The organism is Sphingobacterium sp. NGMCC 1.201703, from assembly GCF_047784615.1.
In the GTDB taxonomy this organism is placed as follows: domain Bacteria; phylum Bacteroidota; class Bacteroidia; order Sphingobacteriales; family Sphingobacteriaceae; genus Sphingobacterium.
The window spans coordinates 228,266-244,095 of record NZ_JBLOHD010000007.1; the positions used below are offsets into that span (position 1 = coordinate 228,266).

Genomic DNA, 15,830 nt, shown 5'->3' on the forward strand with positions numbered 1-15,830 from the left:
AACATGAAGTTTTTGTTAAGACAGCAACTAGATTTTTTTTAGTGAAATATCCAGTTTTTGCGCTTGAATGATCCGGCTAAAAAACTCCTTTAGATCAAAATATTCTTCTGGCAGAAACAACGGTTTGTTAAATTGAGTTGCGCTCTCAATAAGTAGGACATTCGGATCTGAATTGCTGACTTTAAAAATATAGCGGGCAGCGCGTTCGGGTAGCGCCATACTGATGTTCTTTAATTTTGCCTCGGGGGTGTATGTATATCCTTTTGGCAATTTGATTTCCATATAGCTTTCTTCGAGTATCAGGGATCCGAAATCAATCGGATAATTCCGTTCGGTCAGATTAAAAGGGTTTTTGGTGGTTTTGCTGTCAATATAAGGATTGAAAGCAAGCTGATCATTTTGTTGGCTGGCAAAATTTTCAATCTCAATTTCAAATTCTTCGGCGAATGGTTTGTCCAAAGAATCCCGGTTGGAGACTTTAAAACTATTGATTTTGATACGGTTATTTTCCTCATCCCATTTTTCGTAAAATTCCTCTTCGGAATTGCTGCCCTGTAGACGTTCACGCATGCGTGAAGCCGTATAACCATTACGGGATGTTACCCATTTTCCTTTTAAGGTACCATTTTCCATGAGCTCACCAAAGAAGAAATTACTTTGTGAGGCGGGAAGTTTGGACTCCAGTTTTACCCAGTCGGATTCTCCGGTCAGAGGGATAGAACGACCTTGGTAGTTGACGCATTTCAAGGGAATATTGCCGAAGGGTTCGTAGGGAGAGGTTGCATCTAATAAATAGTATTCTTCGCCGATTTTCACCTGAGCGACAACATGGTTGAATTCCGATATCGCGGGTGCATACAGGCCTGCATAGCCGTTGTCACGCGTTGATAAAATAATCGGGGTAGCCTCTAACTGGGCATAACGCAAGGCATTGACCAATCCGAGATTGATGTCGGCACTATTACCCGTTCTTTTTTCAAGCGCCTCTTTGATATTTTTCGCGTATATCGAGTGCTTCTTGTTCCATTTGATCTGTTTCTGAAAATAGGCATAGAGACGGGATGCTTTTGTGATATCATTGTTCGCCCCCTGCAATACAGGTTCGATAAATTCTTTTAAGGCTCCTTTGCGCTTGACCTGACCACCAAAACTTTCGTCTGCGACCAATTTTTCCCGTACATTCTCCCAGGTCATGGAGAAGTCTTTTGTAGGACCCATAGGGAAGCTATAGCGCCCAAGTTCAAAAAAGAGAATAGACCGGAAGTTTTTCGAGGAGGTCATATAATCTTCGCTGTGGAAGGCCGGAATATTCTCCATGATATAGGTCGTTTTGTTGCCCAGGACTTCGCCAATTGAACTTTCTAACCCGGTGTTATAATTATCGGTTTTGCGTTCTTTAATGGGAAATCCACCCTTTAAATTGGACTTGTAATGGCATATTTCCGGTATACGGGTGACATATTCGCTATAGATTTTGGGGAGTTCTTCCTGAAATTCCCAAGCATTGAGGTTAAAAATAAAAGGGGATTCCGTTTTGTAGCGATATTCAATAATTGTTCCCTCCTGGACCTGTGGGATAGCGGCCTTGGTCAGGGAAATGTTTTCCGAAGAATTTTCATTGAAGATATTGGCCTTTGTCATCTCTGTTTCAATGACTTTATCCCCTTCCAGGTGATAGGAAGCCCCCTTGATGTCCGTGACAACCTCGCGTTCATTGCCATTTTTGTAAAGTGGGATCGTGAAGTTCGCGTGTGCATAACCTTCCTTGTTCAAGATTTTGATCCGGACATGCTTTAAAAATTCGACAACCAGACCTTTCTGGGCAGTATAGTTGACCTGTGCGGAACCATATTCCCGAATGACAAAAGCATTGGCTGCAGTGTCCAATTTGCCAATATCGATGGCGAAATCCTCTTTTTTTACCTTACCGAATGAAAAATCCTGGGCATGAGCCCAAAAACTGCCGAGAATAAGCAGACTGGTGAAAAAGCCTTTCATAAAAAGTCACTATATGGTTAAGAATTATAGTGCTAATGTATGAAATAATCTTAGATGTTATACACTAATTTTTTTGCTTGAATTGCTATCGGGTAGCCTTTAAATAGCTGCTAATACTTAAAATCAAACGTCAGCGTGACGTACCGGTTGTCTCCATCTTTCCATTTTGGTCCCGAGAGTAAAATTTGCTTGGCCTGGTTGTCCAGGTACTCATTTGCACTCTGTAGGATGGTAATATTGGAAGGGAATCCATCTTTATCGATATCAAAATTCAGGCGTACGGTGCCCTCATAGCGGCTGTTAGCTGTTTTCTTTTTAACGTAATTATTAAATGACTTCCAGCCCCAGACAGGTTCTGCGCGCTTTATTTTCCGGGCAGACATGGTCGTCACCACGACTTCTTCAAGTACTGCTCCGGAAGGTTGTAATTTAATATTTAGGTTTTTGTTGCGGCGCATATTCAGCGCAACAGTATTATAACCTACTGCCATGATATCGACCAGTGAGTCTACGGTGCTTGGTTGAATGGTGGCTTTTCCCTGCGCATCAGTATTTGTCGCCAGTTTACTATTGGGCTGTATAATGGTAACTCCCGATATCGGCAAGCCGGTTTCTTTGTCACGAACAGTGACCTGTAACGGACTACCGTAGGTTTGCGGGGTTACATTGACACCGGCTACACGGCCGGCGAGCGCATTGCTTTGACTGGGTTGTTGCCCGCGGATCATAACCGTACTTCCGGTTATACTTTTTTTCGCCTGTGGCGCGTAACCAAATACCTCTACACTGTCAAGCAGTTTGGAGTCGCCCATAGTTCGCTCCCTGTGGATGCCACTATTCATTTTTTCACTCAGCGCGATTCGGATAGGGGACTCCTTATGAATCGGAGCGGTTTCTTCCGTTGTATGTCGAGGTAGGCCTGCGGGTTTATTGTTGTCCGCCAATCGAGGATTGTCCTGCTCTTTACTGTCCGTTGCGATGGCTGACGAAGTCGTTGTATCGTTCTGAGGTTTGGATTTTAGTACGGGCACATCAGCCGGTACAGCAACATCTGCTGTAAGTTTTGCTTCAGAAGGGCTTCTCTGTTGCTGGAAATAGAGGATACCTGCACTTAGGATAGCAACTACAGTAGCTGCAATCGCCAGTCGTTTCCAGTCGAAGACTTTTATTTTTGCTTCTTTTCTATGCTCAATGTGTTGCGCAATACGTGCGTTGAATTCGGAAGGAACAGTACTGTTTTGATCCATTTCTATACCCATAAGAATATCCGCCAACATGGGATCACGTTGGGCCTCACGTTCAATGGCGTACATCTCTTTGGGAGAAAGTTGGCCGTTGACGTATTTCTTTAAGTACGCTATGTCATAATTACTGTCGCTCATTCCAAGCCTCCATGCAATTTTTTAAATTCCGCTTCCCGTTCTGGATATAACTTTTTACTTCATTTAAGCTATATCCCGTCGAGTCGCTGATCTCTTTGTAACATTTTTCCTCCAGAAAAAAGAGTCTGACGGACTGTTGCTGTTTGTCCGGTAATTTTTCCAGGCAGCCTTCCATCGCAGTCAATTGTTCCTCTTTTTCATCCTGTTGCTCATACTGATGCAGATCTCCGGGATATTTCACAAATTCATCCAAAGAAATTTGTGATTTGTTCTTTTGTGACCTTAGATACATCAGGCAATGGTTTTTGCCCAGCACATAAAGCCATCTCGGAAAGTCTTTGATTTCTTGCTTATTAACCTTGTAGATAAGCTCTTCAAAAATATTCATCACGGCATCCTTGCTCAGTTCTGGATCTTGAAGATACCTTAGGCAGACATAATAGACCATCTCGGTATGTCGTTGATAAAGGTTTCCCAATACCTTGAGATCTGTGGTCTCCTGATATTGCAGCAAGAGCTCCTGGTCTTGCGTGGAATCCTTCTTTGACGACTTGAATGCGAACATTTTATTTGCTAAAAATATTTTTTTTTTCTGGTTTATGGAAATTTAATATTTGACGCATCCCTTGACAAAATTTGAACGATATGAGAACAATACTTTTTTTAATGAGCATGTTGCTATCCCTTGGTGGATACGCCGGCCAGCAATACGAAGTGAAAGGGAAAGTGACCGATGCAAAGACTAAAATGGCGTTAAGTGCTGTGGTTGTCATAAATGTAGAAACTAATGCGCGTACAGCTACCGATCGTGACGGAAATTATCAGATCCAGGTAACATCCGGTAAGACCACTTTGGAGTTCAGGTCCCTTGGTTATATTACCCAAAGGGTGAAGGTAAAAGGGAAGGCTACGATGGATATTAGCCTGGTACCGGATAACCGTACACTGGAAGAGGTTGTCGTTGTAGGCTATGGTAAAGTTGCGAAAAGAAATACCGCATTTACGGCGAATGCCTCCTCGGCCTTAGCAGGTCAGGCACAAGGAATCTATATTCGTGGCGGTTATATACCGGAGCAAAGCCAGGAATCGTATCAAAAAATCAAAGAAAATAAGTTTATCAATCCAATGAAGGAACCGTTGTCGACATTTGCTGCAGATGTGGATGCCGCTTCATACAGCAATGTGCGCCGGTTTATCAATGCGGGCAGTCTACCCGATAAGGATGCTGTACGCGTTGAGGAGATGATCAATTACTTTCAGTATCAGGTAGCTGGACCAAAGAACGGTGATCCGGTGAATATCGTAACCGAATTGACCAAGGCGCCTTGGAACGATGCACATCAGTTGATGCGAGTGACTTTAAAAGCCAAAGATATCCCGACGGACCAACTCAAAGCCTCCAACCTGGTTTTCTTGATCGACGTATCAGGATCGATGATGGGCGCGGGACGCTTGCCTTTAGTAAAATCTTCCCTGAAAATGCTGGTGGATCAGTTGCGTGATATTGATCGTGTGGCTATTGTCACCTACGCAGGTTCAGCCGGAGTGAAACTGGAAAGTACCAGCGGTAGCCAGAAAATGAAAATCAAAACAGCAATAGATGAACTGGAAGCGGGAGGAAGTACTGCCGGTGCCGCCGGGATCAGAAAAGCCTATGAGATTGCCCGCCAAAACTTGGTCAAGGGTGGCAACAACCGGATTATCCTGGCCAGTGATGGTGATTTCAATGTAGGCGAGAACAGCGATGAGTCTATGGAGGAACTGATCAGTAAAGAGAGTAAGTCTGGTGTTTTTCTGACCGTGCTTGGCTATGGCATGGGAAATTTGAAAGATAGCAAAATGGAGATTTTAGCAGATAAAGGACATGGCAATTACGCTTATATCGACAATATTTCCGAAGCACGGAAAGCCATGGTGACCGAATTTGGCGGTACATTATTTACGGTGGCTAAAGATGTGAAGATTCAGGTAGAGTTCAATCCGAATTATGTGCAGGCTTATCGCTTGGTCGGCTATGAAAATCGTTTGCTTGAAGCCGAAGATTTCAATAATGATCAGAAAATGGGTGGCGACATGGGCGTAGGGCATGTGGTGACAGCGCTGTATGAAATCGTTCCTGTAGGCGTTAACTCCGAGATGGTCGGAACGGTAGATCCATTGAAATACCAGCAAAATTCAACTAAGTATATTGAGGTCAAAGGCAACGGAGAGTTGGCAACGGTCAAATTCCGTTATAAGGAACCGGATGGCGAAAAAAGTAAATTGCAGCAACATGTAGTACAAGCTAAGGTAACCGAGTTGAATAAGGTCAGTGAAGATTTACGTTTTGCAACGGCTGTGGCCGAACTGGGGCTGTTACTTCGTGATTCGGACTTTAAACAACAGGCTAATTTTGACCGTCTGATCGCACGTGCGAAGGCAGCAAAGGGAACCGATAATGAAGGTTATCGTGCTGAATTTATCCGAATGGCCGAAAATGCACGGGATTTATCGAAAGCGAAATTGTAGAAGGCTTAAAATACAAGCTAAAACGCATTAATATCCGATAGGAAATTGTGTCTGATCAGTAATAAAGTTACTGGCCAGACACAATTGAATATAATGAAGTGTTTGGGATATTTCGATATTAAATTAATTGTAACTATCTTTGAAATAGAGCTTTTACAGTAATGAGAGCCAAGGAGGGTAAAATGACACATGCTGAAAAAAATATAATAAAAACATATTCTATTCTTTTTGAAAACTTAAGTTCTATCGGGAAGCTTGAATTGTTAGAGCGCTTGGCTAAGTCATTAAAAAAAGAGAGAAAATCAAATGAAGATGAGTTTTTTAAGTCATTTGGCGCTTTTGCTTCTGAAAAATCAGCGGAAGATATTATTGCTGAAATCAAATCAAGTCGAAGATTTAAAGTTGATGATTTAAAATTGTAAAAAGGAACATCGCCTGTGAAACAATATTTACTTGATACATGTATTTGTATTTTCTTTTTGCGTGGTAAATTAAATCTCGACAGTTTAATAAAAGAAAAAGGGGTTGAGAATTGTTTCATTTCTGAAATTACTGTTTTTGAGCTAAAATATGGAGCGGAAAACAGTGAAAATCCTCAAAAATCTCATAAGGCTGTTGATGCATTTATCAAAGGACTGACCGTAATCCCAATATTGGGATCGGTGGAACAATATGCAAAAACTAAAGTGAGATTGAGAAAAGAAGGGACTCCTATGAACGATGAATTTGATTTAATAATTGCAGTAACTGCCTTAGAAAATGAGTTTGTTCTGGTTACTGATAATTTGAAAGATTTTCGTTATATAAAAAATTTAAAGCTTGAAAATTGGTTTGAAAGGAAACAGTGATCGGTTTCAACTTTTTGATTTCTTCTTAATCCTGGGTTATAACACTAATATTATCCACTTTCATTCAATAAGAATATCCATAAAATACTTTACACCCCTTTTACTTCCCATGGTTGATTACCGGCCTTTTGTTAAATTGGTTAATCGTTTTTTTATCGAATTTTCAAACAATGTATCTTTATCAAGTTTTTTTGATTCAACGAATAAATAAATTTGAGATAATAAAGAGGGGAAAGTGGAGTTTATTAATAAATTTGAAGCATGAAGAACTTCCTATTAATATGTTTTCTCTTTTTTGGAGCGCACAGTGGGTTGGAAGCCCAAAATACAACGCTCAACAAGCAGCAGACCATAGCTTACATCAATAAGCTCTACAAGATTGCCTATCGCTATAAAGAAACCAAAATTGATACGGTTACGGTGGATGGCAAAGTCCTGACCGTTTTTCTGTCTACTGGTCAGCATTATAGAAGCGATCTATCGAAATCCGAGCCACTTGCTGTGGCACGCGTAAAATCGGGCTATCAAATCCGTTATAAATCCGCCGCGAGCACCGAAGAGATCCTCTGGGCTATCCAGACCGAAGATGATGCCAAACGTTTGCAGAAAGCGCTACAGCATTTGATCGGGATATTAAAAACCGAGAAAAAGACGGATCCTTTTGAAAGCTAGGGGCAGGCTATTGTTGCATTACTAAACTCATTTGTCTTTTTTGTGTTTGGCAACATATGAACTCACCGAATATCAGCGAAAATATGGAATATGCACACAAAAGGTGTATTTCGGATAAAGAGATTAACCGAAATGCCCGCTAATATAATTACGTGTAGTTTCATGTTGCGGGTTGTTAAAAATCTGATGCGTATCCCCCTGTTCAATTATTTCTCCGAGGTACATAAAGACCGTTTTGTCGGCGACACGTTGTGCCTGTTGCATATTATGGGTGACTATAACTATCGTATATTTTTTTTTCAGATGATGAATAAGTTCCTCGATTTTCAGGGTACTCACCGGATCCAATGCCGAGCAAGGTTCATCCATCAAAATAATTTCGGGACGCAGCGCTACCGCACGGGCGATACAGAGCCTTTGTTGCTGTCCCCCAGAAAGCCGTGTGGCGGGCTTTTTTAAATCATCTTTAACCTCCTCCCAGATATAAGCTTCTTCCAATGCCTTTTGTACGGTCGCCTTATCAGCAATCAGATTGTTAATCTTAAGACCATAGCTGATATTTTCGTAAATACTCTTGGGAAAGGGATTGGCTTTTTGGAAAACCATACCGATGCGTTTGCGGAGATCGGTAACCTCTATATCTTTTTGATAGATCTCGCGGCCATCCAGCTTGATATGTCCCTCGATTCTGGCCTCCGGATAGAGGTCGTGCATGCGGTTAAAACTTCGCAAAAGGGTGCTCTTGCCACAGCCTGAGGGACCTATCAGCGCCGTAACTTTGTTTTCTTCAAATTCGATATTGATATTCTTCAATACCTGTTTGCTCCCAAACCATAGGTTGAGCTGTTCTGCGACCAATTTACTTTTCATTATTTCTAAACTTATACCGGATATAGAAAGCTGTTAAATTCATAAGGAAGACCACAATAATCAGCACCAATGCCGTTCCATAGGCGATGGGTCTGACTTCTTCGATAGACTGATGTTGTGTTGACAACATATACAGGTGATAGGGCAGCGCCATAAACTCCTGATTAAGGTTGCCAAAGGAATTGGTGATGTAGAATGCGGCTCCCGTAAAGAGTATAGGCGCTGTTTCTCCAGCGGCTCTGGACAATGTCAGGACGATACCAGTTAGTATACCGGGCAAAGAGGCGGGAAGCACCACATCTTTGATCGATTCGAATTTGGTGGCTCCCACAGCCAGTGCGGCCTCGCGCATGCTTCGTGGAATACGGAGCAGGGCCTCTTCCGTCGTTGTGATTATATAGGGAAGGGACAAGAGCCCTAGGGTCAGTCCGGCAGATAAAATCGACGTTCCGAGGTTCAAGGCCTGCACAAAAAGTGCCAGACCGAATAATCCATAGATAATGGATGGGACACCGGATAAATTGCGGATCGAGGCCCGGATTGTACGGGTCAGCCAGGTATTCTCTGCATATTCGTTGAGATAAATGGCGCAACAGATGCCAAACGGAATGGAAAATATTGCCGTGATCAAGGTCAGAAATACGGTACCGATGATCGGGGTGAGGATACCGCCCTGTGTCATGCCATTGGTGGGCAGCTCAGCGACAAATTCCCAGGACAGTACCTGGTAGCCCTTGCTGAAAATATCGTACAGGATCACGCACAAAAAGAAGCAGACAAGTCCTGTGGACAGGAGAAGTGTACCCCATTCGACGATCGGTGCCAGTTTTTTGAATTTACGCAGCATGGTATTTTCTAAAGCGGTTAATAAAATATTCACCAATCAGATTGGCCACCAAGGTCATAAAGAATAAGACAATCGCTATGGCGAACAAGGCATAATAATGCGTGGTCTGATAGGGGACTTCCCCCATTTCGATAGCGATGGTTGCGGTAATAGTTTTGACCGAATCAAAAAATCCCTTGGGAAATATCGCGGCATTACCGGTAGCCATCAGTACGGTCATGGTTTCGCCGATGGCCCTTCCGAGTCCAAGCATGACTGCTGCAATGATTCCTGGGGCCGCTGCCGGGATCGTAATCTTACGGAGAGTCTGCCAGCGCGACGCGCCAAGGCCATAGCTCGCTTCACGGTACGTTTGCGGTACCGCATGTATGGCATCTTCGGAGATGGTAATAATGGTTGGAAGAGCCATGATGGCCAATAAGATTGCACCATTTAATGCGTTCAGTCCATTGGGTAGATTGTTTAGATCTGCTATTCCCGGACCAACCAATACAATCCCCAAAAAACCGATCACCACCGAAGGGATTGCTGCAAGCATCTCTATAGCTGGTTTTAAAATCGTCTTGAGTTTGGGACTTGCATATTCGGAAATAAAAGCTGCTGTCCCCACCCCTAGTGGAACGGCAATCAGCATCGCACCGAAAGAGACAATGGAAGTACTCACAATTAAAGGTAGAATGCCGTAGACGGGTTCTGCTGCTGTGGGGTTCCATTGGCTTCCGCTGATAAAATCCAGAGGCGAAACTTCCAGAAAGAAGGCGACCGCGTTATAGAGCAACATAAAGAAAATACCACCCAGAAGCGCAAGTACCAAATATCCGGTAGACTTGAATATGATTTTGGCAATCTGATCGATGGCTATTCGTTTTTTGTACTGCATGTTATTTAATGAATAAGGTAATAACCTGAGTTTTCAATAATCTTCGTTCCTTCCCCTTTGGTTTCGAATTGGATAAACGACAGCACCTTTGGCCATGACTTTTCGGGAATAAATTGATAGAGGGGGCGTTGGAAGAAATATAACCTGTTTTTTATCGCTGCTGAATCTAAGGGCGATATCGCATTGGAATTGACATCATTTTTAATTTTCAATACCTTGATCCCCTTGTTATCTTGAATTTTTTTGGAGATATAGCCCGCACCGACATAGCCGATACCTGATTTGTCGATTTTGATGGCTTCCAGAATCTGTGCATTGCCGGTCATTTCCTTGGCCTTTTGGCTGTAGACTATTTTCAGTTTCTTGCGAATAAATGAATAGGTACCCGAACTGCTCTGTCTGCCATAAATATTGATCGGAATGTTCCTGCTGGAAACAGATTTCCAGTTTTCGATCTCCCCACTCATGATTTTTGACAGCGTTTTCACATCAATCTCCGAGATCGGATTGTCGCTATGCACCACAAAAGCGGTAGCATCTTCGGCAAAGACAACGGTTTTGAGGTCTATTTTTTTCTTTCTGAAGAGCGCCTGTTCTTCTTCGGTCAGTGGCCGTGAGGAGTTGGCGATATCTGCCTGTCCATTCAATAGGGAAGTAATGCCGAGCCCAGAGCCCCCGCCTGAAATAGCCATGCTGAAGCTTGGATCGGTCCTGTTATATGCTTCGGCAAGATTAACGGCAAGATTGACCTCCGTATCCGAACCTTTCATTTTAATGGTATGATCTGTATTGCCACAGGACCATAACAGGAGGCTGAAACTAAAAAGTATCGTATAAATAAAGCGATTCAAAGCCATATCATTCATTCTTACTAAGTTAAACAGAACAACAAGGATTTTGTGTTAGCACAATGTTATCTTATTATGAAGTAATATTCCGTAAATATATTTTTACGTTGATGTATTCGCCATATTTTTAGTTAATTTAGGTAGAGCCACTCAGCGAGGTTTTTTCTGAGGGTATAATCAAAAATAAACGAACAGTATAAGCATCGATCATTGCGAAAGCTGACCTGAGATATAAAAAATGGCTAACAGATTTCTAATTGACGAACAGACAAAAAAAGACCTGCAACTCAGCAGTACTTTTGGACGGAGTGTTCTTGACTTTTTCAGCAACACAACGACGGACGGAGGAAGTCGGGTATTGCAAAGTTTTTTTTTATCTCCGACGACTAACTTAAACCTGATTGCGGAAAGGCATAATAAGATAAAACGTATGTTACCATTCGTGGATCATTCCTTTTATTTTGATAAATCCATACTTTTGGACCTGGAAAAGTTTTTGGTCCCAACTCCCAACGCGAAGTCTTTCCTTTATGTGCTGAACGTATTCAGAGTAAGTTCTCCAACGTATTTTTATACCAAGCGATCGATGATCGAAATCGTTGATGTATTACTTAACTTTCATCGATTTTTAGCTGTGGTAATGCAGGTAAATGACGATGCGGATATTGCCGAATATTTCGAAAAATCTAAATACTGTTTAAAAAAGATATTGAAAACCGATAATTTCCGTAGCGCTAAACTTCATGTCACTCATTTTAACTTTGATATTTATAACCATATTATTCGTTGTGATTTATTGAAGGAACTTAAATCCATTTTGGGCTTTTTGTACGAAACTGACGCCTATTTAGCAATTGCAAAATCCTTCAGGCACAAAGCCCATTGTTTCCCGGTTTTTACCAAAAAGGGGGAAACGGGGAAACTCTGTATTGCGGGATTATACCATCTTTTTCACTCGAAGCCAATACCCAACGATATTTTTATGGCGCGCTCAGAGAAGGTCTGGTTTCTTACAGGAGCCAATATGGCTGGTAAATCCTCCTTAATCAAGTCGATAGCAATAGCTGTTTACTTAGCCCATATCGGTTTTCCTGTCCCCGGCCTCGCCATGGAAACGGATGTACTGGATGGATTATTCACTTCAATCAATATAAACGATAATATAGATTTGGGCTACAGTCATTTTTATAATGAAGGGATTCGGCTTAAAGAAATCGCAGATCAGCTACAGCCTAAGTCAAATGCCCTGATCATCCTGGACGAGCTGTTTAAGGGAACGAATAACGAAGATGCTTCACTGGCAATATTTGAAGTGATGAAATTCTTTACTGTAATTGATGGGCCATTCGCGATTGTATCTTCCCATATTGCAGAGTTGGCTGAAAAGCTAAAAGGGCTGAGTAACATTAGTTTTAAAAGACTGAATATTGAGAAAGACCATGCAGGCTTACCTTTTTTTACCTATAAAATCAGTGACGGGATTGCCTATGAGCGTCTGGGAATGTGGTTATTGAACAAAAGCGGCGTATTTACTTCTTTTCAGGAATTAATGAAATAATCCTGTTTATCATCAACACGCATTTGGCATAACTATTTCTTCAGTTTGATAAGGACAATATTGTCTTTATTCCAAATCATTCTTTTTCTGCAGTAATTTTGCCGACATAAACGCTGTTCATGCTACGATTGCTGCCATCTGTCGCTGCGAAACCCAGATAGACATGAAAAATTGAGCTTTCACTGATCTTAGGTAGGTCGATCAACTGGGATCGGTGTTCGATGCTATTACCCAATAGCAGTCCATTTGATTGATCCATTGAATTTTCAGGTAGTAAGAGCGCCATGGCCCTAAAGTCAATTAATTCATGGTTCAGCAGTTCCTTAGTCATTTTGGGTTCCCATTTGATTTCGAGTTTATGGTCTACGATCTCGGTGGATGTGGAAACAATAAGATCGTCCAATCCTCTACTGATCGCAAATTTTTCATAATTGATGGCAGGCCCCTGTGCCCCCATGAGGACGGCATGTTCAAGATGATAGGACATAGCCGCATTAAAAGCGGTCATGTTTTCTGCATAATGCTGAAAACCTAAGCGGAAAAATTTTGTAAACGGGGCCAGAAAAGTTTGTGTAAAGCCAAATTTACCCCTGTTTTTTTCCTCGCTGTCCGATAGTTTTCTTTTTTTTCTGACTTTAGGAAGGGAACGTACATAGGTGATATCCTTCCATTTGCAAAATACGACAGCGCCAACTTTTCCGGAGGGGGCACCGTTTGCTCCATTATTTACTCGTGCCATAATTTTTATACTTGGTTTGAAGCTGTTAACAGACAAGTGGGGGAAAGGTTTGCTTTAACTCCTAGATTCATTGTAATTTAATAGATACAAAATAGGGATGTAATAGGGAGTTTATACGCTTTTATCCGAATGAAGTCCGAATGAGGTCCCTATTATGTCCGAATAAAGTCCCTGTTAAATTACAAGAAAGCCCCCAGTTGAATCCTTGCTGTTCCCCATCTTTTGTGTGGAAGAAGCACAGGGGGCTCCTGCTGATCTCGCAAAAAAAAACAGGCATTTCGCCTGTTTTGTAGCATATCGTAATAACTATTGTAGAGATTGCTTAAAATAGAAGTATGGTGAAGACTGGAATAAGTGCAATCATTGAATACATGACGGTAGTTCTCTTTTGGAGATATAGACTGATCGATAACAAGAGTTCATTATTCGCTTTACTCTCTATTGTACCACCATTGCCCATGACAGAAGGATTGATTTCAACTAGTTCGCCCTGTTCATCTTCGATTTTCCAGGACGACAGCCACATATTACGAGTACTCCATTTGTATTTCCTGTCAATAAGACTGATGGTTGCCCCACCTGTCCAGTTGTTGTATTCGATGTCACCGATCAGTTCACCGTATTTATTTCGTATTTCGGTATAGGGATTGAAAAGTCCTTTATTGATAAAGCGATATTGATCCGAGCGGATAGAAACATTGGCATCCAGTGTCCAGTCATTGGATTCCAATGAACCTATCAGGCTATCCTGTTTATATAACTTTGATTTATTTCCCAAGAAATTGTTTTTCCAGTTGTAAATAGATCTCTTTTCCATAACTGTTCAGTTTAATATGTTTATTTTCCACATTAGTATGGTAGCAGCGAATTATGTTACAGTTTTAGCTGAAAAAATGTGATACCTAGTTTGATACCAGGTTTAGGGAGATCCTTAATTCTAATGGGAAAGGGTAGTGATGTCCGTTAAAAAAACGTATTTTTGTATTTAAAATCACATTACATTGACACATCAAGAAAAGTCGAGTCGGATCAGAAAGGAGATCAATCTGTCCTATCAGCAGCTAAAAAGGGCTTATCCGATATTAAACCTTCAGAACAGTATTGGATTGGTTATATTTTTAGTGGCCATTGTTGCGATCCTTGCGGTATCGATCGGTTGGTACAAGGCCGTTGTTCCCACTTGGCTGATGATTGTTGCGAATGCATTTTTTATGGGCGTGTTGCATGAAATTGAGCATGATCTTATTCATTGGCTATATTTTAAGAAGCAGAAAGCCGTACATCATTTTATGCTTTTTAGCGTTTGGATCTTACGCCCATTGACCGTAAACCCCTGGATCCGGCGTACCTTACATCACCATCATCATAAATTTTCGGGAACATTACATGATGTGGAGGAACGTAGCGTAACCAATGGTGAACGATGGACAATCAAACGGCTGTTGACAACACCGGATGTTGTTTTGGGAGGACTGTTGCGCCTGCATCGTATGTTTAGTGATATGGATCGGGAAGTGAAGAATGGAAACCTGAAAGTGGAGACATCATCCAAATTAAAACAGATTATGTTCTTGAGTATCGTTCCCGTGACAATTTTTGCACACGTTATCCTATATTTCTTTTTTGCGGACGCGCTAATGGACTGGTTAAATGGACGATCTGTGATAGATTTTAGTTTTCCACACTATGTGGATAACATGTTGATAAGTCTACATGTGATTATTTATACGATCCTGTTGCCTAATTTACTGCGGCAGTTCTGCCTACATTTTATCACCTCCAACATGCATTATTTTGGTGATGTGGAGGAAGGAAATGTGATCGAACAGACGCAGGTGCTCAATATCTGGTGGACTTATCCGATGCAATTATTCTGTTTCTTTTTTGGCTGGACACACAGTATCCACCATTTTGTCGTCAATGAAACTTTTTATGCGCGTCATATCGGCCGTAAGAAAGCACAGGCGGTGCTGCGAAAGTATGGTGTTCGGTTCAATGATCTGGGTACTTTCAAAAGGGCTAACCGTTTTCGGGAGTTTTCAAAGTAAAGTCACTTTTTCGGTACTCCTTGTAATTGCCATGTTGCTCGTATGAAAGCGTTCCTTCTTCGCAATAAGCGGATAGATAAACCGAGAACTTGTTGCTATGACTTTTATCGACGTCCAGTTTATGTAGTACTTCGGCAACACGTTTGGGCTGATGAAAGAAATCAGAGTGGTAAACCAGTTGATCCAGTTTCTTATTGATCGAGATTCTTTCTTGTACGTCCGGGGAGAGGGAATATGGGGGGCTGAACGTGATGTCGTCCTGAAAAAATTCCCTGGGTTGAATTTCAAGGCTATGGCACAATAGCAGGAAGTTGGTCATGGTGAGGTCTCTACCTTTTTCGATGCCATTTAAAGTTCCTGTTGAAATGCCTGTCAGGTTTGACACATCTCTCAAGGAATAATACAGTTCATTACGTCTTGTACGAAAGCGTAAGCCAATCCAGTCCAGTTTAAGTTTGTTATAATCCGTCATGTAACGAATTGAATAACAATTTGTGCAAAAATTTGTATATTATTTTGTTTGAAAATTTGCTATTATATTTTTTTTCTTTAAATTCGTTATGACATGGATTTAAAAGAATGTTTTATGTCAAAATTGTTCTTTGTGAATATTATTTAATGATATTATTTTG

The 15,830-nt window shown here is 41.5% G+C and carries 16 protein-coding genes; 6 read left to right on the plus strand and 10 right to left on the minus strand.

What is annotated here, in order from left to right; all coding sequences use genetic code 11:
* Positions 1-27 precede the first annotated feature (27 nt).
* The 3 genes from ACK8HY_RS16370 to ACK8HY_RS16380 form a co-directional block, all read right to left on the minus strand.
* Positions 28-1,998: a transglutaminase domain-containing protein gene (locus ACK8HY_RS16370; RefSeq protein WP_416134251.1), complete on the minus strand. Its 1,971-nt coding sequence runs from the start codon at positions 1,996-1,998 to the stop codon at positions 28-30.
* A 110-nt stretch (positions 1,999-2,108) separates the two neighbouring features.
* Positions 2,109-3,380, minus strand: coding sequence for a TonB family protein (locus tag ACK8HY_RS16375; RefSeq protein WP_416134252.1), 1,272 nt, complete (start codon positions 3,378-3,380; stop codon positions 2,109-2,111).
* Positions 3,367-3,945 carry an RNA polymerase sigma factor gene (locus ACK8HY_RS16380; protein ID WP_416134253.1) on the minus strand — a complete coding sequence of 193 codons (579 nt, stop codon included), beginning with the start codon at positions 3,943-3,945 and terminating at the stop codon, positions 3,367-3,369. Before ACK8HY_RS16380 ends, ACK8HY_RS16375 begins: the two co-directional genes overlap by 14 nt.
* 80 nt (positions 3,946-4,025) lie before the next feature.
* Between ACK8HY_RS16380 and ACK8HY_RS16385 the strand changes: the two genes are divergently transcribed.
* The 4 genes from ACK8HY_RS16385 to ACK8HY_RS16400 all read left to right on the plus strand — a co-directional run bounded on the left by ACK8HY_RS16385 (position 4,026) and on the right by ACK8HY_RS16400 (position 7,408).
* Positions 4,026-5,888: a YfbK domain-containing protein gene (locus ACK8HY_RS16385; protein WP_416134254.1), complete on the plus strand. Its 1,863-nt coding sequence runs from the start codon at positions 4,026-4,028 to the stop codon at positions 5,886-5,888.
* A gap of 161 nt (positions 5,889-6,049) precedes the next feature.
* On the plus strand, positions 6,050-6,310 hold the full coding sequence (locus ACK8HY_RS16390; RefSeq protein ID WP_217700094.1) for a hypothetical protein: 261 nt from the start codon (positions 6,050-6,052) through the stop codon (positions 6,308-6,310).
* 15 nt (positions 6,311-6,325) lie between these two features.
* A complete protein-coding gene (locus tag ACK8HY_RS16395) occupies positions 6,326-6,736 on the plus strand; it encodes a PIN domain-containing protein (RefSeq protein WP_416134255.1) in 411 nt (136 codons plus the stop codon).
* 261 nt (positions 6,737-6,997) lie between these two features.
* Complete coding sequence (locus tag ACK8HY_RS16400; RefSeq protein ID WP_077437550.1) at positions 6,998-7,408, plus strand: hypothetical protein; 411 nt, start codon at positions 6,998-7,000, stop codon at positions 7,406-7,408.
* A gap of 123 nt (positions 7,409-7,531) precedes the next feature.
* Here ACK8HY_RS16400 and pstB read toward each other — a convergent pair whose 3' ends face one another.
* From pstB to ACK8HY_RS16420, 4 genes are read right to left on the minus strand one after another with little or no spacing between them, the layout of a single operon-like run.
* A complete protein-coding gene (gene pstB, locus ACK8HY_RS16405) occupies positions 7,532-8,278 on the minus strand; it encodes a phosphate ABC transporter ATP-binding protein PstB (protein WP_077437549.1) in 747 nt (248 codons plus the stop codon).
* Positions 8,268-9,125 carry a phosphate ABC transporter permease PstA gene (gene pstA / locus ACK8HY_RS16410; protein ID WP_077437548.1) on the minus strand — a complete coding sequence of 286 codons (858 nt, stop codon included), beginning with the start codon at positions 9,123-9,125 and terminating at the stop codon, positions 8,268-8,270. Before pstA ends, pstB begins: the two co-directional genes overlap by 11 nt.
* Positions 9,115-10,005 (minus strand): phosphate ABC transporter permease subunit PstC, encoded by an 891-nt coding sequence (gene pstC, locus ACK8HY_RS16415; protein ID WP_077437547.1) that lies wholly within the window; start codon positions 10,003-10,005, stop codon positions 9,115-9,117. The genes pstA and pstC overlap by 11 nt, the downstream gene beginning before the upstream one ends.
* Before the next feature lie 5 nt (positions 10,006-10,010).
* Positions 10,011-10,871, minus strand: coding sequence for a PstS family phosphate ABC transporter substrate-binding protein (locus tag ACK8HY_RS16420; RefSeq protein WP_254846259.1), 861 nt, complete (start codon positions 10,869-10,871; stop codon positions 10,011-10,013).
* 220 nt (positions 10,872-11,091) lie between these two features.
* Between ACK8HY_RS16420 and ACK8HY_RS16425 the strand changes: the two genes are divergently transcribed.
* The gene (locus tag ACK8HY_RS16425; protein WP_416134256.1) at positions 11,092-12,411 is read left to right on the plus strand and encodes a MutS-related protein; all 1,320 of its coding nucleotides are present in this window, start codon (positions 11,092-11,094) and stop codon (positions 12,409-12,411) included.
* 76 nt (positions 12,412-12,487) lie between these two features.
* Here ACK8HY_RS16425 and ACK8HY_RS16430 read toward each other — a convergent pair whose 3' ends face one another.
* Both ACK8HY_RS16430 and ACK8HY_RS16435 read right to left on the minus strand, forming a co-directional pair.
* Positions 12,488-13,150 carry a DUF6266 family protein gene (locus ACK8HY_RS16430; RefSeq protein ID WP_077437545.1) on the minus strand — a complete coding sequence of 221 codons (663 nt, stop codon included), beginning with the start codon at positions 13,148-13,150 and terminating at the stop codon, positions 12,488-12,490.
* 322 nt (positions 13,151-13,472) lie between these two features.
* Positions 13,473-13,967 (minus strand): hypothetical protein, encoded by a 495-nt coding sequence (locus tag ACK8HY_RS16435; RefSeq protein WP_416134257.1) that lies wholly within the window; start codon positions 13,965-13,967, stop codon positions 13,473-13,475.
* Positions 13,968-14,151: 184 nt separating this feature from the next.
* Between ACK8HY_RS16435 and ACK8HY_RS16440 the strand changes: the two genes are divergently transcribed.
* Positions 14,152-15,198: a fatty acid desaturase gene (locus tag ACK8HY_RS16440; RefSeq protein ID WP_416134258.1), complete on the plus strand. Its 1,047-nt coding sequence runs from the start codon at positions 14,152-14,154 to the stop codon at positions 15,196-15,198.
* On the opposite strand, the gene ACK8HY_RS16445 is transcribed toward ACK8HY_RS16440, so the two are convergent.
* Complete coding sequence (locus tag ACK8HY_RS16445; protein ID WP_077437542.1) at positions 15,170-15,670, minus strand: helix-turn-helix domain-containing protein; 501 nt, start codon at positions 15,668-15,670, stop codon at positions 15,170-15,172. The two genes, ACK8HY_RS16440 and ACK8HY_RS16445, sit on opposite strands and share 29 nt — an antisense overlap.
* Between the last annotated feature and the right edge of the window lie 160 nt (positions 15,671-15,830).